The 20,585-nt window shown below is 62.9% G+C and carries 20 protein-coding genes and 1 pseudogene; 1 reads left to right on the top strand and 20 read right to left on the bottom strand.

Going from position 1 to position 20,585, the window contains the following annotated elements; all coding sequences use genetic code 11:
• Positions 1-35: 35 nt before the first annotated feature.
• The 17 genes and pseudogenes from NKH05_RS18965 to NKH05_RS18885 all read right to left on the bottom strand — a co-directional run bounded on the left by NKH05_RS18965 (position 36) and on the right by NKH05_RS18885 (position 18,223).
• Positions 36-1,061: a sugar ABC transporter substrate-binding protein gene (locus NKH05_RS18965; RefSeq protein ID WP_353025882.1), complete on the bottom strand. Its 1,026-nt coding sequence runs from the start codon at positions 1,059-1,061 to the stop codon at positions 36-38.
• 59 nt (positions 1,062-1,120) lie between these two features.
• Entirely contained in the window at positions 1,121-2,107 is a 987-nt protein-coding gene (locus NKH05_RS18960) for an ABC transporter permease (RefSeq protein WP_352496049.1), read from the bottom strand.
• A gap of 279 nt (positions 2,108-2,386) precedes the next feature.
• Positions 2,387-3,830 (bottom strand): annotated as a pseudogene (locus NKH05_RS18955) (DHA2 family efflux MFS transporter permease subunit).
• Positions 3,831-4,058: 228 nt separating this feature from the next.
• The gene (locus NKH05_RS18950; protein WP_352496048.1) at positions 4,059-4,859 is read right to left on the bottom strand and encodes a 3-methyl-2-oxobutanoate hydroxymethyltransferase; all 801 of its coding nucleotides are present in this window, start codon (positions 4,857-4,859) and stop codon (positions 4,059-4,061) included.
• A gap of 37 nt (positions 4,860-4,896) precedes the next feature.
• Positions 4,897-5,211, bottom strand: coding sequence for a MocE family 2Fe-2S type ferredoxin (locus NKH05_RS18945; RefSeq protein WP_352481591.1), 315 nt, complete (start codon positions 5,209-5,211; stop codon positions 4,897-4,899).
• Positions 5,212-5,253: 42 nt separating this feature from the next.
• Positions 5,254-6,342: a fatty acid desaturase family protein gene (locus NKH05_RS18940; protein WP_353025881.1), complete on the bottom strand. Its 1,089-nt coding sequence runs from the start codon at positions 6,340-6,342 to the stop codon at positions 5,254-5,256.
• Between the two features lie 91 nt (positions 6,343-6,433).
• Positions 6,434-7,615 (bottom strand): aldose 1-epimerase family protein, encoded by a 1,182-nt coding sequence (locus tag NKH05_RS18935; RefSeq protein WP_023721276.1) that lies wholly within the window; start codon positions 7,613-7,615, stop codon positions 6,434-6,436.
• Positions 7,616-7,649: 34 nt separating this feature from the next.
• Complete coding sequence (locus NKH05_RS18930) at positions 7,650-8,432, bottom strand: ATP-binding cassette domain-containing protein (protein ID WP_352481708.1); 783 nt, start codon at positions 8,430-8,432, stop codon at positions 7,650-7,652.
• Entirely contained in the window at positions 8,429-9,448 is a 1,020-nt protein-coding gene (locus NKH05_RS18925) for an ABC transporter permease (RefSeq protein ID WP_023721278.1), read from the bottom strand. Before NKH05_RS18925 ends, NKH05_RS18930 begins: the two co-directional genes overlap by 4 nt.
• Before the next feature lie 46 nt (positions 9,449-9,494).
• Positions 9,495-10,436 (bottom strand): sugar ABC transporter substrate-binding protein, encoded by a 942-nt coding sequence (locus tag NKH05_RS18920; protein ID WP_352481596.1) that lies wholly within the window; start codon positions 10,434-10,436, stop codon positions 9,495-9,497.
• 37 nt (positions 10,437-10,473) lie between these two features.
• Positions 10,474-11,388 (bottom strand): sugar phosphate isomerase/epimerase family protein, encoded by a 915-nt coding sequence (locus tag NKH05_RS18915; RefSeq protein ID WP_352496044.1) that lies wholly within the window; start codon positions 11,386-11,388, stop codon positions 10,474-10,476.
• A 26-nt stretch (positions 11,389-11,414) separates the two neighbouring features.
• Positions 11,415-12,518: a Gfo/Idh/MocA family protein gene (locus tag NKH05_RS18910; protein WP_352481597.1), complete on the bottom strand. Its 1,104-nt coding sequence runs from the start codon at positions 12,516-12,518 to the stop codon at positions 11,415-11,417.
• Between the two features lie 35 nt (positions 12,519-12,553).
• Entirely contained in the window at positions 12,554-13,627 is a 1,074-nt protein-coding gene (locus NKH05_RS18905) for an ABC transporter ATP-binding protein (RefSeq protein ID WP_352481598.1), read from the bottom strand.
• A 1-nt stretch (position 13,628) separates the two neighbouring features.
• The gene (locus tag NKH05_RS18900; RefSeq protein ID WP_352481599.1) at positions 13,629-14,720 is read right to left on the bottom strand and encodes an ABC transporter ATP-binding protein; all 1,092 of its coding nucleotides are present in this window, start codon (positions 14,718-14,720) and stop codon (positions 13,629-13,631) included.
• Positions 14,717-15,676, bottom strand: coding sequence for a carbohydrate ABC transporter permease (locus NKH05_RS18895; protein ID WP_352481600.1), 960 nt, complete (start codon positions 15,674-15,676; stop codon positions 14,717-14,719). The genes NKH05_RS18900 and NKH05_RS18895 overlap by 4 nt, the downstream gene beginning before the upstream one ends.
• Positions 15,673-16,533, bottom strand: a complete 861-nt coding sequence (locus NKH05_RS18890; protein WP_023721285.1) for a carbohydrate ABC transporter permease — start codon at positions 16,531-16,533, stop codon at positions 15,673-15,675. Before NKH05_RS18890 ends, NKH05_RS18895 begins: the two co-directional genes overlap by 4 nt.
• A 76-nt stretch (positions 16,534-16,609) precedes the next feature.
• Positions 16,610-18,223: an extracellular solute-binding protein gene (locus NKH05_RS18885; protein ID WP_352481602.1), complete on the bottom strand. Its 1,614-nt coding sequence runs from the start codon at positions 18,221-18,223 to the stop codon at positions 16,610-16,612.
• A 373-nt stretch (positions 18,224-18,596) separates the two neighbouring features.
• Between NKH05_RS18885 and NKH05_RS18880 the strand changes: the two genes are divergently transcribed.
• Complete coding sequence (locus NKH05_RS18880) at positions 18,597-19,628, top strand: LacI family DNA-binding transcriptional regulator (protein WP_023721287.1); 1,032 nt, start codon at positions 18,597-18,599, stop codon at positions 19,626-19,628.
• Positions 19,629-19,691: 63 nt separating this feature from the next.
• Here the strand turns inward: NKH05_RS18880 and NKH05_RS18875 are convergent, their stop codons facing one another.
• The 3 genes from NKH05_RS18875 to NKH05_RS18865 are packed head-to-tail and all read right to left on the bottom strand — an operon-like array spanning position 19,692 to position 20,574.
• Complete coding sequence (locus NKH05_RS18875) at positions 19,692-19,961, bottom strand: hypothetical protein (RefSeq protein ID WP_352481603.1); 270 nt, start codon at positions 19,959-19,961, stop codon at positions 19,692-19,694.
• A complete protein-coding gene (locus tag NKH05_RS18870) occupies positions 19,952-20,317 on the bottom strand; it encodes an ABC transporter substrate-binding protein (protein WP_352481604.1) in 366 nt (121 codons plus the stop codon). Before NKH05_RS18870 ends, NKH05_RS18875 begins: the two co-directional genes overlap by 10 nt.
• The gene (locus tag NKH05_RS18865; RefSeq protein WP_352481605.1) at positions 20,293-20,574 is read right to left on the bottom strand and encodes a hypothetical protein; all 282 of its coding nucleotides are present in this window, start codon (positions 20,572-20,574) and stop codon (positions 20,293-20,295) included. Before NKH05_RS18865 ends, NKH05_RS18870 begins: the two co-directional genes overlap by 25 nt.
• Positions 20,575-20,585: the final 11 nt, after the last annotated feature.

Raw genomic sequence — 20,585 nt, 5'->3', positions numbered from 1 at the left:
GGCCACCTCGTCGATGCTTGCAACGGACCCGCGGTTTACTTGGCCGCAGCTTGGGCTTGCAGTGCTTTCAAGTCCCAGCAGCTGTCTGGCTTGAGGTCGGCCTTGGTCGTCGCCTTCTCCAGCGTGTAGATGTAGGTGTGCGAGGTGCCGGCTGGCTGGCCACTCTGCAACAGGAACTTGATGACGGCGTTCATGTCGCCCGACTGGCGGGCAAGGTCGGTCATCACCACCGCGCCATAGGTGCCGTCCTGCAGCTTGTCGCAATCAGCAGTCTTTTCGCCACCGCCAGTGGTGACCAGAAAGACTTTGCCCTCGAGCTTGGCATCGCGGATCGCAGCAGATGCGCCCGTCGCGTCGCCGTCCCAGAAATCGATGATGGCGCAGATGTCGGGGTTCTGCTGCAGCATCGTCGTCGTCACGTTGCGCGAGGTCGTCGCATCCCAGTTCGAGTCAGGCTTGGCCACGACCTTGAAGTCGGGGTTCTTGTCCAGCACCTTCATGATGCCGGCATATTGATAAAGGCTCGACGAGTTGGCCTGGTCGCCCTGCACCAGCCCGATCTTCTTGGAGGAGTTCGGCCCACAACCCTTGATCGCCGCTTCGGCTTCCAGCTGGCCGAGCCGATCCCAGTCGCTGCCGACAAAGGCATCGGCCGGGAAGTTCGCCGGATTGTCGACCAGCAGGACATAGGTGCCGGCGGCCTGCGCCTTCTTCATCAGCTTGGCATAGGAGTTGAGGTCCGGCGAATGGATGATCAGCACGTCCGGCCTCATGTCAGACGAGATCGCGTCGGTTATCGCCTGCGCGCCGGCATCGACCACCCAGTTCGGGTCACGCGTCTCGAACACGCCGCCCCAGGCCTCGACCTCGGTCTTCAGGTAATGCGCCCAGCCCTGTGCCAGATCGAAGCCCATCGCCATCGGCACCAGCATCACGCGCTTGCCCTTGAGCGCTTGCGAATAGGCGCCCGGACCCGGATCTTCGGCGGCGAAGCCTGGCGCCACGAAGGCGGAGACGGCAAGCGCTGCCGCGGCGGCCATAAACGTCCTGATCATTTTCATGTCACATCCTCTGGTTTGGTCGTTGTCGTTCGCGGCCGGCCCCAACCGTTCGCGTCAGTCTAAATGTCGCCTTGCTGCGCGGTCTGCTCGTCGCGCGGATTGATGAACCCATCGACGATGATCGCCGCCAGCAGGATCGCCGCCTTGATCAGGTTCTGATAGAGCAGCGGAATGTCGATGATGGTCATGGCGTTGAGCAGGATGCCGATCAGCGCGGCACCCACCAGCACGTTGCGCACCCCGCCCCGCCCGCCCGATAGACCGATGCCGCCGATCACCGCCACCAGCACGATGTCGTAGAGCAGCGTGGAATTGACGATGCGGGTGTTGATCGAATGCAGGCTGGCGGCGGTGAGCAAGCCGGCAATCAGCGAGACCAAGGCCGACAACACGTAGCGCAGCACCAGCATCGGGCGCACTGGAATGCCGATATTGCGCGCCGCAACCGGGTTGTCGCCGGCGAAATAGACGTAGCGGCCCCATTTGGTGTAGCGCAGGAACAGGAAAAAGGCGAAAGCCAGCCCGGCGAAGACAAAAACCTCGACCGGGATGTCGAGGAACCGAAGCCCGCCCAGAAGCTCGACCCAATGGCCGGGCGGCACCGGCACGGCGTCCTGTGTGATCAATTGTGAGCGCACATAGCCGAAGACGAAGGACGCGGTCGCCAGCGTCACGAAGATCGCCGGAACCTCGGCGTAGGCAACCAAAATGCCGTTCAACAGCCCGATGGCGAGAACACCGGCTAGCACATAGGCGAAGGCCAGCCCGTCGGACATCCCCGAATTCAGCAATTGCAGATACCACGCAACCGACATCGCCATGATCGCCACCGCCGACAGGTCGATGCCCCTGCCGATAATGACGACCGCCATGCCGAGCGCCAATATGCCCAGCACCGAGACCGAGCGCACGATTGCAACGAGATTGTTCGAATTGATAAACCCGGGCAGTCCGATGGCGGCGGCAATGAACAGCACGACCGCGATGGCAAAGACAATGCCCTCCTGGTTCAGGCTTCTCCAGTTTAGCCAGCCGGTCGCGTTCATTGCCCGCTTTCACCCGCGATGGCTACGCCCTGCTCCCTCTGCGGCCATCGGAACGAAAGCTAATCGGCTCAAGACCAATTCGTCAAATGAATCCGCGCATTGCAGGCCGGCTTGCGAGGAAATTCCGCGGTTGGACGCACCGATTGGCGAGGCTGGCGCAATGCCCGGAACTCAAGCACTTTTGCAATGATCGTGCCGATCGAACCGCTGGTAAAGGTTTGCTCCCGGACGAGCGGAGCAGGCGGAATTCATGTCCGCGCTCGCCGCGCAGTTCCTGCATCAAATCCGCAAAACATGGCCCGAGACCTCGGCGCCGGCAGCCCTCGGCAGCGCCAGGAAGCGGAACGAGGCGACGAGCCCGATTGCGCCGATCACCAGGAAGGCAAGTCGGAAGTCGACGAGATCGAGCGCCGCAGCGTCCCTGGCGATCTGCGACAGGTTGAGCAACGCCGCCGCGACCGCCACGCCGAACAGCATCGCCACCTGCTGCAGCATGCTGGACAACGTCGCCGCCGAGCTACGCTGCGGTGAGGCCACATCGGCGAAGGCCAGTGTGTTGAGCGCGGTGAACTGCATCGAACGCGACAGTCCGGCGATCAGCATCAGCACCACCACCAACGCTTTCGGCGTCTGCGGCGTAAGCGCCGCGCAGGCCATGATCGACAAAGAGGCGATCACTCCGTTGACGATCAGCACCGAACGGAAGCCGAACCGCCTCAGCGTCGGCGTCGTCACCGCCTTCATACCGAGATTGCCGAGGAAATAGGCCAGGACCATCATGCCAGCATCGACCGGGCTCAGGCCGAAGCCAACCTGGAACCAAAGCGGCAGCAGGAACGGCGTGGCGTTGATGGCGATGCGGAAAATCGTGCCGGCCGACAGCGTCGAGATGGCAAAGGTCTGCACCTTGAAAGCTGTGAGATCGAGCAGCGGATGGTTGGCGCGTCGCAGATGCCGCACCGCCAGCCAGCCGACCAAAATGCCCGTGGCGAGCAGTGCCACGGTCGGCAAGGCACCCTCTTCCGGATGCGCGATGCGCTCGAGGCCATAGAGCATCGCGGCGAGCCCCACCGAGGTCAGCAGGAAGCCCGGCCAGTCGAGCGGCTTGGCCCCGGCTTCGCGGTCGCCGGGAATGAAGCGGGCGACCAGCGCCAAACCGACGACCCCAAGGGGAATGTTGATGAAGAAATTCCAGTGCCAGGAGACATAGGTGGTGATGAAGCCGCCAAGCACCGGCCCGACCACCGGCGCAAACAGCGCCGGCCAGGTGATCAGCGCCGTAGCATTGAGAATGCTCGGACTTCGGCGCATTGCGCAGCACCAGGATGCGGCCGACCGGCGTCATCAGCGCGCTGCCCACGCCCTGCACCGCGCACGCGGCAACGAATTCGGCCAGGTTCTGCGAAATGCCGCAGGCGAGCGAGGCCAGCGTGAACAGGGCGATCGCCACGAGGAAGATGTTGCGCGCGCCGAACCGGTCCGCGAGCCAGCCGGACAGCGGCACGAACACCGCCATGGTCAGCATATAAACGGTGATGCCGATGCTCATCGCCACCGCCGGCACGCCGAAGGATTCTCCCATCTGCGGCAGCGATGTCGAGATGATGGTCGAATCCAGAAGCTGCATGAAGAAGGCGACGGCGACGATCAGCGCCACCCGCCGGGCTTGCCGCGCCGCCGGCGCGGTTTCGGGTAAGGCTTTGTTTTCGGGAATGGCGGTCATGCGCAGAACTGTCCGAAGGGGAATCTTCTCCCGCCTCATCGGCAACCGCACAAATGTCCGGCAAAACCGATGACGCACCGGTTTCAACTGCATTTGGCCGATGCCGTCCAGACATGGACCAACAAACTTTCGTGTGACATCGCAGCCGGCTATGCGATGACCTGGCCCTGCCGCCGAACCGGCGTTTTTACGATCCGCGATGGCGCTTCGCGCTGTTGCCGGTGTGTCTCATGCGGCTTCGATCTTCTCCAGGAACAGGCTGAGCTGGTCCGGATCCATGTGCACGACGTGCCTGTCTTCGGGATACGCCATACTGTTCACATCAGCGACATATTCGGAAAAGGCGGCGATGCGTTCGGCCTGCAGGCGGTCGTATTCGGCGGCGAAGTTGCGATAGACCTTGGAATGGCGCGGCATGTGGCCACGGTTCTGGCCGAGGATATCGTCTGCGAACAGGTATTGCGCATCGCAGCCGGTGCCCGCCCCCATCGATAGCATGATCAGCGAAGTGCGTTCCGAAATCGCCTTGGCCACCTCGACTGGCACCACCTCGATCTCGGCGCCGATCGCGCCGGCGGCCTCCAGTTGCTTCACCGCCTCGAACACCTGCATGGCGGTATCGGCGGTCTTGCCGACGGCCTTGAAGCCGCCGGTCCAGGTGGCGCGTGACGGGATGAGGCCGACATGCCCGATCACCGGAATTGCATCGTCGGCCATCCGTTTGATGGTGGCGTAGCCGGCGCTGCAATAGACCGCATCGGCGCTGGCCTTGTAGAGCCGGAACGCCCAGCGGACAAAATCATCCGCGGTGCCGATCTCGAAGAAATTCTCGCCCGGCATGGTGAACAGGCTGGGTGCCGCATCGCGGTATTGCGGATTGAGCACCAGCTCCGGCGGCACCGAGACGATATCGACGCCGGCGCGTTCGGCGGCCTCGGCCTCGTCCATCGTCAGCACGCGCAGCATGGTCAGCTGCCGCTTGCCCTTCATGGCGCGCAGGTCGGCGACGGTCGGTCTTTTCCGGCTCATGGATTTTGGTCCCCTTTGCTACGTGACAGAAGGCCGGTCAGGCGATCTGGATCATCACCTTGCCAGCTTCGACCTTGACTGGATAGGTCGCGAGATTGACGCAAACGGGAGCGCCCTTCGCCTGGCCGGTCTTGTAATTGAAGCGGCCATTGTGCTTGGGGCATTCGATGATGTCGTCCATGACAAGCCCGTCGGCCAGATGAGCCTGTTCATGCGTACAAAACCCGTCGGTGGCGAAGAATTCATCGTCCGGCGAACGGTAGATCGCGAAGGTGCGGCCGCCATGGTCGAAGCGGATGACATCTTCCTCTTCGACATCGTCCACGGCGCACGCTTCGACCCAATCGGCCATCTCTGCTTCTCCTGAAATTTCTGCGTTGCGCTCGTGCAGTGCCTACTCAGCCGCTGCCGACATGTTCACTTCGTGGAACTCGCCACGATAGGGCCGTGCCGTTGGCGGCAGTTCGCGCTTAAGGAAATAATCCTCGTATTTGAGCTGCCTGAGCAGGACCGGCCAGACCTCGCGATAGGCATGCCATATCGACGGGTTCGCCTCGGGCAGATCGTGCTTGATCAGTTCATGCAGCCTGGGCAGCGCGTGATACGGTACCATCGGGAACATGTGATGCTCGACGTGGTAGTTCATGTTCCAGTAGATGAACCGGCTGATCGGATTCATGTAGACGGTCCTGGTGTTGAGCCGGTGGTCGACGACGTTGTCGGCCAGACCGATATGCTGCAGCAGGCCGGTCAGCACCATGTGCCAGGTGCCGTAGAGGCGCGGCACGCCGATGAGCACCACCGGTATCCACGACCGCATGAACACGGCGAGCGCGATCGTCGCGATGTAGATCGCGATATGCCAGCGCGCCGCGATGACGGCCTTGTGCTGTTCCATCTCGGGAACGTAGCTTTTCTCGTCGGGCGTCAGCTTGCCGAACGCCTGGCGTACCAGCGCCGGAAGCGAATAGCGAAAATCGAGGATGCCGGTGAAAGCCAGCGCGGCACGCAGCAGGTCCGGCGGGCGCATCACGGCGATCTCGGCGTCGCGGCCGACGATGATCGTGTCCGTATGGTGCCGGGCATGGCTCCAGCGCCAGGTCACCGGATTGCGCATCAGCATGAAGCTGGCGATCTGGTAGACGACATCGTTCATCCAGCGCGTGCGGAAAGCCGTGCCGTGGCCGCATTCGTGCCAACGCGAGTCGCTGGAGGAGCCGTAGAGCACGCCGTAGACGAAGAAGAACGGCACGCACCACCAGGTGCCCCAGAAATAGATGGCGCCGGCGGCGGAGCCGAGGATGGCGATGATCCAGATGATCGTGTCGCGGATCGCCGGGCGGTCTGAGCGCTGCATCAACTCCTTGATCGCCTTGCGGGGGACATCGGTGTGGTACCACTCCGCCGAGGCCAGTCCCGTCTCGATCGCCCTGCGCGTGCTTTCGCCGACCAGGCTGTAATCGCGCTTTACCGTGCCAGCCATTGTGACCTCCAATTCCAGCTCGGCCGCGAACCCTCCCCGCTCCGGCCGGGACCAGCCTCCCAACTGGTGTCTCGTATCGTCCTAGCCATTATCACGACCTGCCTCCAAGAACAGGAAAACGGCCCGACGGCTGGGGATAATCCTGCTGCGGCTGCCTGGCGATTGCCGCGATCCGGCTCTCGGCGGCGGCGATCTCGCCGGCGCCGTCGAGAACCCGGAACACCGCATCGTACGAGCGGCTCTCGCCGTGCTCCAGCCAGATCATCTCGCCGCGTTCGCGCGCCGCCAGATTTCCCAGCACATGATGCGTCGACGGCTCGATGCCAAGCGCGTACTGTCCAGCCTGGAAATTCTGCCATTGGTAGGTGCAGGGCAATTGGTCCTTGCGCGTGACCACCTCGAACCCGAGGCCGAGCCTATCGTTGACCACCGCCACCGGGACTTCGCCGGTGCTGCCAGCGCCGAGCTCGTGCTGCCAGACCTGTTCGCTGAAACGCGGCTGCGGCGCCGGGACCGTGCGATAGCCGACCTTTTGCGCCTCATAACGCTCGCCGGCATGCCCGGCCCAAACGACATCCCTTATCGGCGCCAGATAGCGCGCGCCCTCGTCAAGCACCGGATGGCTGACATTGATGTGGTAGAAAAACATATGCGGTGTTCGGTTGAAACCGTGATTGACGACACGGTCCGAAAGCCGGATCTCGTTGCCGCCGACATCGGCCTCGATCCGCCGCAATAGATGCAGATCCTCGCCGAATACAGTCGATTGCTGGACGATGCCTTCGGCCCACAACACGCAGCGGTCGCCGTCCCAGGTCTCGCCGTAGCCACTCAGCCGCGCCGGGATGGTGCTGATGCGGCCATGCAGCGAATGGCGCACCGTCTTCTTCGGCGGATAGTTGTAGGTGTCGGCGGGTACCTCGTTCATGAACAATATATGGTCGAGGCCGCAGGTCAGTAGAAGGCCGGAAAACGACCGCGCCCAGGCCAGCCCGTCCTCGCCTTCATACTCGTGCAGGCCGGGATTGCGAAAGCCGCTCGGCGAATGCCAGCCGATCGCCTGGCCCTTGAAGTCGCAATCGGCGATATCGAGCGCCCGGTCGACCAGCGCGGTGAAGCGCAGGCCCGAGCCGGTGCGGAATTCGAGCATGCGGATGCCGCGCTCGACGCCGTCGCCAAGCGTCATCAGTCGCACGCCGGCGAACTGCGACAGCATGCCCGAGCGTTCCGAGACCTGCCGGCGCGACAGCGTCTTGCCGTAAAGCTCTACCATGTGACGGCCAGTTCCTTCACTTTGCTCCCGTCCTTCACTTGGCTCTCGTCTCCTTGAGCAGGGCCGACATGTCGGCGCCGGTGATGATACTTTCCACGGTCAGCAGGTCGGTGTCGGCGACCGTCTGCTCGGCGACGATCTCGCCGCGCCGCATGACGATGATGCGGTCGGCGACCTGGAAGACGTGATGGATGTTGTGGGTGATCAAAAGCACCGAGTGACCGGCGTCGCGCACTTCCTTGACGAAGCGGAGCACGCCGTGCGTTTCCTCGACGCCGAGATTGTTGGTCGGCTCGTCGAGGATGATGACCTTGGCGGCGAATTGCATGGCGCGCGAGATGGCGATCGACTGGCGTTCGCCGCCCGACAGCGTGCTGACCAGCGCATCGGCGTCGAGCTTCTTCGAGATGCCGACGCGCTTCAAAAGAGCCGAGGCGGCATCGCGCAATTGCGCGAGATCGAGCGGCGCGAACACACCCAGCCATTTGAGGTTGACCGGCTCGCGGCCGAGGAAAAGATTGCGCGCGATGCTGAGGTCCGGTGCCAGCGAGGTGTCCTGGTGGATGGTCTCGATGCCGAGATCCATCGCATCGCGCGTCGAGCGGATGGAGACCTTCTGGCCGCGCACATAGATGTCGCCGCGGTCGACCGGAAACACCCCGGAGATCGCCTTGATCAACGTCGATTTGCCGGCGCCGTTGTCGCCGAGCAAGGCCACCACTTCGCCCTCGTTGAGCGTGAAGGAGGCGCTCTTCAGGGCGCGGACGCTGCCGAAGGACTTTTGCAGGTTGTGCAGCCGAAGCACTTCCATGGTCAGCTCCTGGCGGCGTTCTTCTGCAGCAAAGCGTGCAGAATGAGCATGGCAAGGATGATGACTCCGACGAAGATGTTGTAGGCGAGCCCAGGCACGCCGATCAGCACGATGCCGTTGCGGATGCTGCGCAGCATCAGCGCGCCGACGATGGTGCCGAAAATGGTGCCTCGCCCACCGGTCAGCGCGGTGCCGCCGACCACCACCATGGCGATCACTTCGAGCTCGTAGCCGGTGCCTGCCACCGGCGAGGCGGCAGAAATGCGGAAGGCGCTGATCATGCCGGCGAGACCGGCCAGCACCGAGGTCAGGATGAACAGCCAGATCTTGACCGCATCGGCCGGCACACCACGCGCCACGGCGGCGTTACGGTTCGAGCCGATGGCGCTGATCCAGTTGCCGAGCTTGGCGTAGCGCAGCACATAGATCGCCAGTAGCGACAGGCCGATGAACCACCACAGCGAGGTATAGAAACGGAACGTTCCGATATTGAAGCTGCCGGCCAACAGCGTCACGAAGAACCCGGGCTGGTCCCAGGACTTCAGCGGAAAGCCTTGGGTGATGTAGAGGGCCGCGCCTCGCACCACGAGCAGCATCGACAGCGTCACCAGGAAGGAGGAGATGCCGATCTTGGTGACGATCAGCCCATTGATCGCACCGATCGCTATGCAGAGCAGCAGGCCGGCCAGCAGCGCCACGCCAATATCCACCCCGCCGTTCTGCACCAGCAGCATGACGACAACCGGCGCCAGTCCGAACACAGCACCGACCGAAAGGTCGAACTCGCCCGCCGTCAGAAGCAGCGTCATGCCGAGCGCGATGATGCCGAGCTCGGGCAGGAACGCCATCATGTTGGAGATGTTGAGCGGCGACAGGAAGTTCGCATCGGCGATCGCGAACACCGCCAGCAGGACGATCAGGATGACGAGCGACGAGAACTGCGGCGAGCGGATCAGGCTCGACCTGCGTTTGGCACGCGGCATTTCCTCTTCTGCGGCAATTGTCATGACAGCTCGAACCATACGCCAGGGTGAGGCCCACCGCCTGCGCGGCGAGCGTCAGTTCCAATCACTTGTTGTAGAGTTTCAGGATCGGTTCGACGCTCGAGGCGTCGTAGAGGCTGAAAGTGTGGATGTCGTAGCCGATCGGTTCGCCGGCGGCGGCCAACCCGAGCAGCGCCACCGGCATGAAGCCCTGCGCCGACGGGAACTGCCAGGCAGCCGCGTTGACGAAACCGGCCTTGACGGACTCGGCCGTTTCCTTCGAATTGCCCCAGCCGACGACCGGAATCTTGCCGGCCGGCACGCCGGCGCCATCGAACACCCGCTTGACGCTGGCCGCGACGGAATCGCCGAGCGCGATGATTGCCGGCGGATTGTTGGCCACCATGTAGTCCGTCATCTTGGCGATGATGCCGGCCGGATCGGTGCCGCAATCGACCACGTCATATTTGATGCCGAGCGGATCGAAGACGCTGGCAATGCCTTCGGTCTCGAGCTGCTGGTAGCTGGCACCCGGCACTTCGACCGGCAGGAACACCTTGTCGCCCTGCTTCACCATTTTGTGGTCGACCAGATATTTCGCCCAGATGACACCGGCTTCCCTAAGGTCGGCGCCGACATAGGCTTGCCGGCCGGTTGCCGGATCGTCGGTGTTGAAGAACACGATCGGGATGCCGGCCGCCTTCGCTGCCTTGACCTCCTCGGTCCACAGGCCGGGCTGCGCCGAAGTCGTGGCGATGCCGTCCGGCTTGGCGGCGAGTGCCGAGTTGAAGGCTTCCTTCTGCGCCGCCATGTCGCCGCCGCTGAACGAGATCTTGCAGGTCACCTTGAGCTGGTCGCAGGCCTTGGTCGCGCCGGCATTCCAGTCGATCCAGAAGGCATCCGACGGGCCGCCATGCGACAACAGGTAGAACGTCTTCTGGGCGTCCTGCGCCACCGCCGGAGTACCCAGCGTTGCACCGGCTAGAACCGTCGCGGCAGCCGCGATTTTCAACGCGAATTTCAACATTTCTCTTCCTCCCTTGTTTCGTAGCCGAACCGCGCCATCACAGTCCGTTGGCGCGGAATTTCCCATCGAGGAATTTCTTGGCGCGCGGCACGTCGTCTTCCGAAAGATGCTCGATGATGACCGGGATGTTCGGGTGCTTTTCGGCCAGCCGCTTGAGATAAAGGTCGTAGTTCAGCGAACCGAGGCCGGGCGCCGGCAGCTCGATCTCACCGACGCCGCGGAAAGTGTGGCTCTCCAGCGCGTCCTCGTCGCCAATGTCTGCGTGCTTCTCCGACTTGTCGCCGCCGGAACGCTTGACGTCCTTGGCGTGGGCGATCTTGATCTTGTCGGTCAGCGTGTCGAACACCTGGTTCAGGATCTGATCCATCCGGTCGATATTGTGGGTTTCGAAATAGTTGGTCGGGTCCATCAACAGGCCGAGGCCTGGGTGGTCGACCTGCGCGAACATCCTCACCGTCTCCTCGACCGAGCCGACGACATTGTTGACATAGGTTTCGAGCAGGAAGACCGCGCCGTGGTCATAGGCCGTCTGGGCAAGGTCGGCGATGACCTTGCGGCATTCCTCGAACCCTTCCTCGGTCTTGTTCTTCGGGTGATGCACCCAGTCGGATTCGGTGTTGTAGGTACCCGTTTCCGAGATCACGTAAGGGGTGCCGAAATGGCGCGCGTTGCGGATGATCTCCTTCAAATAGCCGACGCGCCTCTCGCGCTCGCCCATATCCGGATGGATGATGTTGGTGTAGCCCGACACACAGCAGATCGGCAGATTGTGGTCGCGGAACGTATCGCGGACGGTCTTGGCCCTGTCCTTGGTGATCTGCCCGGACGACAGGTCGATATCCCTGAAATGCAGGTCGAGCTGCACGGTGTTGAAATCGAGCGCACGGATCTTCTGCGCGGTTTCCTTGAGGCCATACGGGAAATAACCCGTGAAAATACCTGCCTGCATCATGGTGTGAATTCCTCCCTGTAAGTGATTCAGTCAGTTGATATTTCGGAAAGCTTGACCGTCCGGCCTTTGTCGATCGAGCGGTAGCCGGCTTCGACCAGCGCCATGGTCTTGACATTGTCCGCGACGGACAGCGCTGGCGGCTCGCCCGTCTTAACCGCGTGCTGAAGCTGCTCCATGACGCCGATGAAAGCATGCGGGAACCACATCGTGTCCCAGCTGGGTGTCACCCATTGACCATCGGTGGTCTCGGTCGAGGCGTAGGTCAGCGTCGACGCAGCGCCCGTCGGCCAGCCGATGGTGCCTTTGGCGACACCCTTGGTGCCGTCGACGCGCCAGTTGATGTGCTGGTCGTCCTGGTAGCCCTCCTGGCGCGGACCGGACCAGACATCCTCCAGCGATACGGCGAGCACGCCGGACGGGAACCGCAGCGTCGACACGATGATGCCGTCCGAATGATCAAAGCGGGTGCGCGGATCCTTGCGGGTCAGGGTGGTGATCTCCAGGGGATCGCCGAACAAGAAGCGCAGTACGTCGAGATGGTGGACGCTCATATTGGCGAGCGTCAGCCGGTCATAGTCCTCGAGGAAGGTCTGCCAGTGCGGGATCGCATGCATGTCGATCTGGGCGAAGACGATGTCGCCGAGCGCGCCGCTGTCGATGATCTGCTTCAAGACGCGCATCGACTGGTCGTAACGCATGTTCTGGTTGACCGAGAGGATCTTGCCGGCCTTGGCCGCCTCGTCGCGCAGTTTGACGGCTTCATCGAGCGACAGCGCCAGTGGCTTCTGCGCCAGGATCGCCTTGATATGTGCTTGGTTCAGCGCATGGCGGATCAGCGCCGGCTGCTGGTCCGGCGGAAAGGCAAGATCGATGATCTCGACGTTCTTGTCCTCGATGAGTTGTTCCGGCGTGTTATGGACGGTCGGGATATCCCAGCGCTTGGCGACCTTCTCGGCGCTGGCCTTGGTGCGCGAGGCGATCGCCACCACCGGAAAACCGGCTTCCTTGTAGGCGGCAAGGTGACATTCGGCCATGATCATACCGGCGCCGACGCAGCCGATCCTGTATTCCCTGGTGCGGACTTTAACGTCCGGCTCGAAGCCGTTGCCCGCTATTTCTTCGCTTGCCATATGTTCCTCCCGAAGCTCGTTTCTTGCAGCCGCCGTCATCTTGCCAGCGCTTCCCCGCTTTGCCCGAAATAATGCACCCTGCCCGGCTCGCAGGATATCGCCACCATCGCGTCCGGCCTGATGTCCGGCTGGCCGCGCAACAGCGCCCGCAGGCGCGCCTGCCCGGCGGCGAGCGTCACCACGGTGTAGCCGCCGAGCGGCTCGACCTCGAACACTCGCGCCGGGCGGCCCGCGCCCCCGTCCGAGATTCCATCCGACCAGGCCTTGACCTTGATGTCTTCCGGCCTGAGCCCGATCTCGACGGCATCGGCCGGCGCCGCCTTGTCCGCGATGCGGATCGTGCCTTCGGCCGCCTCCACGCCTTCCGCGCCGTGCACCGACTTCAATATGTTCATCATCGGCGAGCCGAGCAGCCGCGCCACATAGGTGCTGGCCGGCCGGTCATAGATCTCGGCCGGCGCGCCGATCTGCCTGATCTTGCCGCTCTCCAGTATGGCCATGCGGTCGGCGACCGACATCGCCTCTTCCTGGTCGTGCGTGACATAGATCAGCGTCTTGCCGAGCTCGCGCTGGATGCGCTTGAGCTCGACGCGCGTCTCCTCGCGCAGCCGGGCGTCGAGCGCCGAGATCGGATCGTCCATCAAATAGGCAGCCGGATCACGCACCAGCGCGCGGGCGATCGCGACGCGCTGCCGCTCACCGCCGGAAAGCTGCGCCGGCGGTTTGTGCAGGATATGTCTGATATGCAGCTTGGCCGCGACATCGGCGACGCGTTTTTCGATCTCGGCTTCTGCCACCTTCCGCTCGACCAAAGGAAAACGGATGTTGTCGCGCGCGCTCATATGCGGGAACAGCGCCAGATTCTGGAACACCATGGCGACATTGCGCTCCGCCGGCGACACCGTGTTGACCGGCTTGCCGCCAATCAGGATCTCGCCCGTGTCCGGGGTTTCCAGCCCGAGCACCAGACGGAGTATCGTCGACTTGCCCGACAGCGGCGGCCCGAAGAAGCAGAAGAACTCGTTGTCGTTGACCGCGAACGAGGCATCGTCGACAGCCAGCGTGCCGCCATAGCGTTTTGTCACATTACGGAAAACGATATCGGCCATCTCAACCTGCTCTCAACGCAAGGCCGGTAGCGGCGTCGAAGACGCGCACCGCCTCCGCCGCAGGCGCGACGACGGCTGTCTGCCCGATCGCCAGCCCGACATCATTGTCGAACACCGCCTTCACCGCGGTCTCTCCCTCGCCAAGATGGATGATGGTGCGCGCGCCGATCCGCTCGACGAAACTCACCGGCATGCAGAGGCCACGGCCGCTTTCGGCCAGCGTCACCTGCTCCGGTCGAAAGCCATAAAACACCTCGCCGCGCATCCGGCTGGCGGCATCGGCGATCTCGACCGGCAGCGGCGGCGTCGCCCCGAGTGGGCCAAGATCGACGACCAGGCCACGGTCACTTTCCGCCAACCAGCCCTTGAGCAGGTTCATGCCCGGCGCACCGATGAAGCGGGCGACGAAGACGTTGGCCGGGTTGTTGTAGACTTCCAGTGGCGTGCCGACCTGCTGCAGCACGCCGTGGTCCATCACCGCGATGCGGTCGGCCATGGTCATCGCTTCGAGCTGATCGTGGGTGACGTAGACCATGGTCTGCCGGAACTGCCGCTGCAGTTGCTTTAATTCGGTCCGCATCACCGCCCGGAAGGCGGCGTCGACATTGGACAGTGGCTCGTCGAGCAGGAAGATCGCCGGCTCCATGATCGCCGAACGGCCAATCGCCACCCGCTGCAATATGTTGACCGAAAGCCGGTCGGCCTTGCGGTCGAGCAGCGGCGTCAGCTGCAGCATCTCGGCAATGGCGCCGACGCGGCGGTCGATCTCGGCCTTTGGTGCGCCGCGCATTTTCGGGCCGTAGGCGAGGTTCTGCCGCACGCTCATATGAGTGAAGATCGCATAGTTCTGGAAGACGAAGCCGACGCCGCGCCGCCCCATCGGCACGCCGGCCATGTCGCGTTCGCCGAACAGGATCTTGCCGCTGGTCGGCTCTTCCATGCCGGCGATCATGTTCATCGTCGTCGACTTGCCGCAGCCGGACGGCCCGAGCAGCGCCATGAACTCGCCGTCGGCAATGGCCAGATCCATCGTCTGCAGCGCAGTGAAGTCGCCAAATTTCTTGACAAGGTTTTGCAGATGGATCGTGCTCATGCCGCCACCTCGCGTACCCGGGCCATGCGTTTCATGGCAAACACAGCGGCGATGGACAGCACGATCAATATGGCCAGCGCGATTGCCGCCACATAGCTCCAGATCAGGTCCTGCGTGGTGAGCTTGTAGATGTAAACGGAGATGGTTTCGGTAGCGACCCCGGGACCGCCGCCGGTCATGATGTAGAGGGTGTCGAATATTTTGAAGTTCTCGATCACCCGGATCGCCAGCGCAATGATGATGATCGTCTTCATCTTCGGCAGCACGATGGTGACGAAGCGCTGCCAGGGGTTGGCGCCGAGCAGCGTCGCCGCCTTGATCTGGTCCTCCGGCACGCCGACCAGGCCGGCAAGCAGGATCAGGAACATTAGCGGCGTCCACTGCCAGATGTCGGCGACCATCACCGCGATCAGCGCCAGCGTCGGATCCGAGAGCCAGGCGATGGTGACGGGAAAGCCTGACATCGCCGACAGGATGTCGTTGACCGGGCCGCCCGACTGAAACAGCATGAAGAACATGTAGCCGGCCACCGCCGGCACCACCATCATCGGCATCAAGAGGATCGAATAGAAGATCCGCTTGCCGGGAAATTCGTCCGCAAACAGCGTCGCCAGCGCGAGGCCGAGCAGGAACTCCGCCGGCACGCAGACGATCATGACGATGGCCGTGCGCTTCAGCGCGCTCCAGAAGCGCGCGTCCGCGGCAAGGTCGGTGTAATTGGCGAAACTGTTCCACATCGACCAGGCATTCCACCAGCCGGTGCCCGACAGCGGCGACCAGTCGGTCAGGCTGATGTAGAGCTGCATCAGCAGCGGGAAGACGGCGATGAACAGCACCAGGATCTGCGCCGGCAGGGTCAGCCGGAATCCGAGCCGCGCGCCCTCGTCCGGCAACACCGACGCCGCCTTGGAGGCTTGCATGTCGCCCTCCGAAATCGTGGCTGTCACCGAGCTCATTGCTTGAGCGCCCCGAAGGTCAGCCCGCGCACCAGATGACGCTGGATGGCGATGCCCATGATCACCGGCGGCACCGCGGCGATCAGGCCGAGAGCTGCCTTGGCGCCGTAGAGCTGTCCGGTCATCGAGGAGGACAGCGAGGCCATGTAGACCGGGACCGTGACCCATTCGCGCGTCGTCAGAAGCAGCGCAATCAGATAGTCCGACCAGTTGAGGATGAAGACGAACAGCGCGGCACTGGCCAGCGGCGCCCGCATCATCGGCAGCGTGATGCGGGTGAAGACGCGCCACCGCGAACAGCCCTCGACCAGTGCCGCCTCCTCGATCTCGCGCGGCATGTCGTCGAAGAAGGTCTTCATCAGCCAGAAGGCGAAAGGCAGCGTGACGATGCCGTAGATCAGCGACAGCCCCCACCAGCTGTCGGTGAAGTTGAGGAAGGCCCACATGATCATCACCGGGGTCATGACCGCCATCGGCGGAAACAGGCGAAGCTGGATCAGCGCCAGCGGCAGGTTCTGGCCCGAGTTGAAGCGCGACAGCCCGTAGGCCGCCGCTGTGCCCGCCGACATGGCGATCGCCGTGCCGAACGTGGCCGACAGCAGCGACGACAGGATCGGCTTCAAAGCTGTGCGGTCGAGCGCGACGATAAGATTGTTGGTCGATTCACCGAAGACGAAGCGGAAATTGCTGAGTGTCGGGTTCTTCGGCCACCAGGTCAGGTCGGCGCCGGTCGCCGACCATTCGGCGATCGGCTTGAACGCCATCGACATCATCCACAGGATCGGCACCAGCGTCACCGCCATTGCCGCAAAGATCGCGGCATAGCGGAATATCTCGAAAGGAACTGAACGCTTCATCTTGCGGCTTTGCTGGGTCCTTCGTTATCGAGGGGAAGAGCAATCACTCCTCCCCTCTTGGTAAGATCCGGGAGGATCAGGCGATCGGATCGAGAACGGTGGGCCAGGCCTCCTTGTTGGTCTTGATGGCTTCGAGAAGCTTCTCCTCGCCGGTGCGGCGGGCAATCTTCTTCCACTCGGCCTCGGTGTCGGCCATCGCCTGCTCTGCTGTCTTGGCCTTGGTCAGCGCGGCGACGAGGTTCTCGTCCAGCGCATTGTGGAAGGCGGTGGCGCCGGGATAGTTGATGGTGGGCACGGTGCGGGCGACCGTCTCGCGCACCACGTCCATGTGGTAAGCATGATAGGTCTGGCGGACCAGCGGATCGGAGAAATCCGACAGCCGGAACGGATCGAAGTAACCGCCCGGGTTGGCGGTCATCCACGCATAGATGCGACTAGATCCCAGCCATTGCAGGAACAGGTAGCAGGCCTCCGGGTTCTTGGCCTGCGAAGACACCGACGCCGACAGATTGAGCCACAGCACCGAACGGCTGACCAGCTTGCCGTCGATCTCGCGGCCGGGCGGCAGCATCGAGCCGATCTTGCCGGTGACAGCTGAATCCTTGTTGCCGGCATTATCGAGGAATTTCGGCAGATTGGAGAAGGCGCAGGTCATGGCCGCACCGCCCTTTGCGAAATTGCCGTACTGCTCCGGCCAGCCCCAGGAGATCGCATCCGGCGAATGGTGCGCAAGCGACGCGATGTACTCGCTGGTCGCCGCAATACCTTGCTCCGAATTGATCAGCGGCTTGCCGGTATCGTCGAACAAGAACTGATTGGGCGAAGCCATTGAGACATAACGCTGATACCAGTTGGTATAGCCCCAGCCCTGGTTGCGCAGATCGGTCGAGCCGAACAGGCCCTTGTCCGGGCGCTGGAAGAAGGCTGCGATCTCGTCATGCTGCTTCCAGGTCTTCGGCGCCGCCAGTTCATAGTCGTATTTGTCGGAGAAGGCCTTCTTCTCGGCTGCGTCGCCGAACAGATCGGTGCGGTAGACCCAGGTCTGGAAGTCGCCATCCAGCGACACGCCATAGGTCGAGCCGCGATACTGATTGAGCAGCGAGACGCCCTTGGCGCCATTGACATAGCCGCGCTCGGGATCGTCCCATTCCGGCTTGTACTGCGCGACGAAGTCGTCGAGCTTGAGGATGCCCCCGGTTTCGGCGAGGTCGCCAAGACGGTTCCATTCGACCGCGTAGATGTCATACGCCCCACCCTTGGTGGAGATGTCCTGCATCGTCTTGGTGAATTCCTGGCCATTCGGCACACCGACGATCTCGAGCGGAATACCGGTTTCCTTCTCCCAGAGATCCTTGATCGACGGCGCACCGGCCGGAAACGGCTGTGTCAATTGGCCGATCGAACCATCGGACAGGCCAAGCACGATCTTGGCCGGCGCCTTGCCGGCGCCCTTCATCGCCTTGGCCGCCTCAATGGCGCGGCCCTCGGGCGTGTCGGCGCCATATTGATAGCGCTCCGAGCCGTCGAAGCCCGTCGGGCCACCGATCATGCCGGGCGCCAGGGCATCGGCCGCATAGGCACGGCTTGGGCGAATGAATTTCGGTGCGATACCTGCGGCAGCAACAAGGACTGCCGCCTTTCCACCGGACGCCAGCAAACGGCGCCGCGACACGCGGATCAAATTCGACATTGGAACTCCTCCCTCAGGGCCTTGTTCCTCCACGGCCCTTATGATGGATATTGACGGCACTATACGAAGCCTGTCAACATCATAAATAATCAAGACACCTCATAACATCTCATGGGAGGGGACGAATGGCGTGTATCAAGGCACTCACACTGAAGCCGGTGCTTGAATTTGAGGGAGCCAGGCTGCCCACCTCCCCGCTTTGGTCCGTTTCGGCATTTTGGTGTAGCGCGGCAGCTTGCGTATCGGCCAAGGCTGGTTACATCATTTCCCATCAGAATCGCGGCTGGCGATGAAGCTGCCGCTTCGACAGCGGACCCATGAAATGCGTAATCTCGATGCGCCCTTGGCGCATTTTGGAATGAGGTGATCGACAGTGCGGTCCACCCTGACAGACATAGCCCGGGAAGCCGGCGTTTCCGCCGCTACGGTCGACCGTGTGCTCAACAACCGCGCCGGGGTCAGGGCGCGCACCCGCGAGGTCGTGCTCGAAACGGCGCAACGGCTTGGCTATATCGCTGAAAATTCGAATAATCCGAACTCGCGCAACGCGATACCTGGTGAGGTTATACGGCTCGATTTCGCCCTGCCCGCCGGCACCAATTCCTTCATCAAGATGCTGCACCGCCAGATCGAGGCGCAGGCGCAGTCGCGGCCGGACCTCGACGTCCGCGTCGCCACTATCGAAGGCTTCAATCCGGACCGGCTTGCCCGGCTGCTGCAGGAATTGCACGGACAGACGCAAGGCGTCGGTGTGATCGCACTCGACCATCCGACGGTGCGCGAGGCGATCCGCTCGCTTTCGGCCAGCGGGGTCAAGGTCGTTACCATCGCTTCCGACATCCTGCATGTGCCGCGGGTCGCCTATATCGGCATCGACAACCGCGCCGCCGGCCGGCTCGCCGGCTACCTGCTCAACCGCTTCATGGGTGCAGGGCGTCCGGGCAAGGTCGCGCTGTTCGCCGGTTCGCTCTCCTACCGCGGCCACGAAGAGCGCGAGATGGGCTTCCGCCACATACTGACGGAAGAATCGCCCAATCTGCAGATCGTCGAGATGCGCGAAATGCTCGACGATCGGGAAAAGGCCTATTCGGAGGCTTCCGCCCTGCTGGATCGGCACCCGGACCTGGCCGCCATCTACAATGTCGGCGCCGGCAACACCGGCATCGCCCGCGCGCTACGGGAACGCGGGCGTGCACTGTCGACGGTCTTTCTCGGCCATGAAGTAACGGAAGGCACCAAGGAGCTTTTGCTCGACGGCACGCTCGACGCGGTCATCGACCAGAACCCGCGCGTCGAAGCCCGCGAAGCGCTCAACACCTTGACCCATGCGGTCAGGGGATTGCCTTACGAACTGCACCAGCCAAGGCTGCAGGTGATCTTTAGGGAAAGCATCCCGGAGATCTGAACGGAAGCTTGGGGCAGATGGGGCGCGAGTACCCACTGAACATGACGTCATAAAGTTCATGACTTAGTCGGCGTCTGCTGTCTCCGAATACAGCGCCTGCGCCAGGTCGCGGACTGCATCGGCGGTGCGCGGGCCAAAGCCGACCATATAGGCGCCGTCCAATACGATCAGCGCCTTTGCCTTCGCCGCCGGCGTGGCGCTCAGCGCGCGCGTGGCGAACACCTGCTCGGCGGTGGGTCCGCCCTTGCCGTCGCTCATCATCAGGATGACGTCGGGCGCCATTTCGATCAGCTTCTCCTCCGACGCTGCCTTGTAACCCTGCATTACGGCCATCGATTGATGCCGCCGGCATAGCGGATGATCGCGTCGGCCGCAGTGCCCGCACCGGCAGCACTCAGCCGCACGAGGCCGTGGAAGAACACCACCTTCTTGCGGCGCTCGGCCGGCATTTTCGCGGCCAGGTCGGCAGCGGCCTGGAAGGCGTCGAGCACTTGCCTTGAAACCTTCCTGCCCTTGTCCTCGAGGTGGAGCGAGGCAGCGATCAACGTAATCTTGTGGTCGATGCCTTGAGGACTGTTGTCTTCCGGGACAAGAACAATCGGGATCGCCAGCGATTTGAGCACTTCGATCGCCTCCGGCGGCCCACTGTCTTCGGCCGCCAGGATCAGGTCCGGGCGAAGCGCGACCAAGCCTTCGGCGGACAACTGCGCCGGTAGCCGACATTGGGCTTTTGCGCGACGGAAGCGGGATATTTGCTGCCGCGATCGACGGCGATGATCCGCTCGCCGGCACCCAGCGCATCGACGATCTCGGTAACATCGGAACCGAGTGTCAGGATCCTGGTTCCCGGACCGGTCGCGACGGTGCGCCCCGATGCATCGACAATCGTCTCGGCGGCCAGCGCCTTGAAGCCGCAAGACGGCGCAAGAGCAGAAAGCGCCAGCATCAGCACCGCCA

Source organism: Mesorhizobium sp. M1399, assembly GCF_040317735.1.
In the GTDB taxonomy this organism is placed as follows: domain Bacteria; phylum Pseudomonadota; class Alphaproteobacteria; order Rhizobiales; family Rhizobiaceae; genus Mesorhizobium.
The sequence above is the reverse complement of the archived record's forward strand: the minus strand, read 5'-3'. Positions and strand labels throughout refer to the sequence as shown.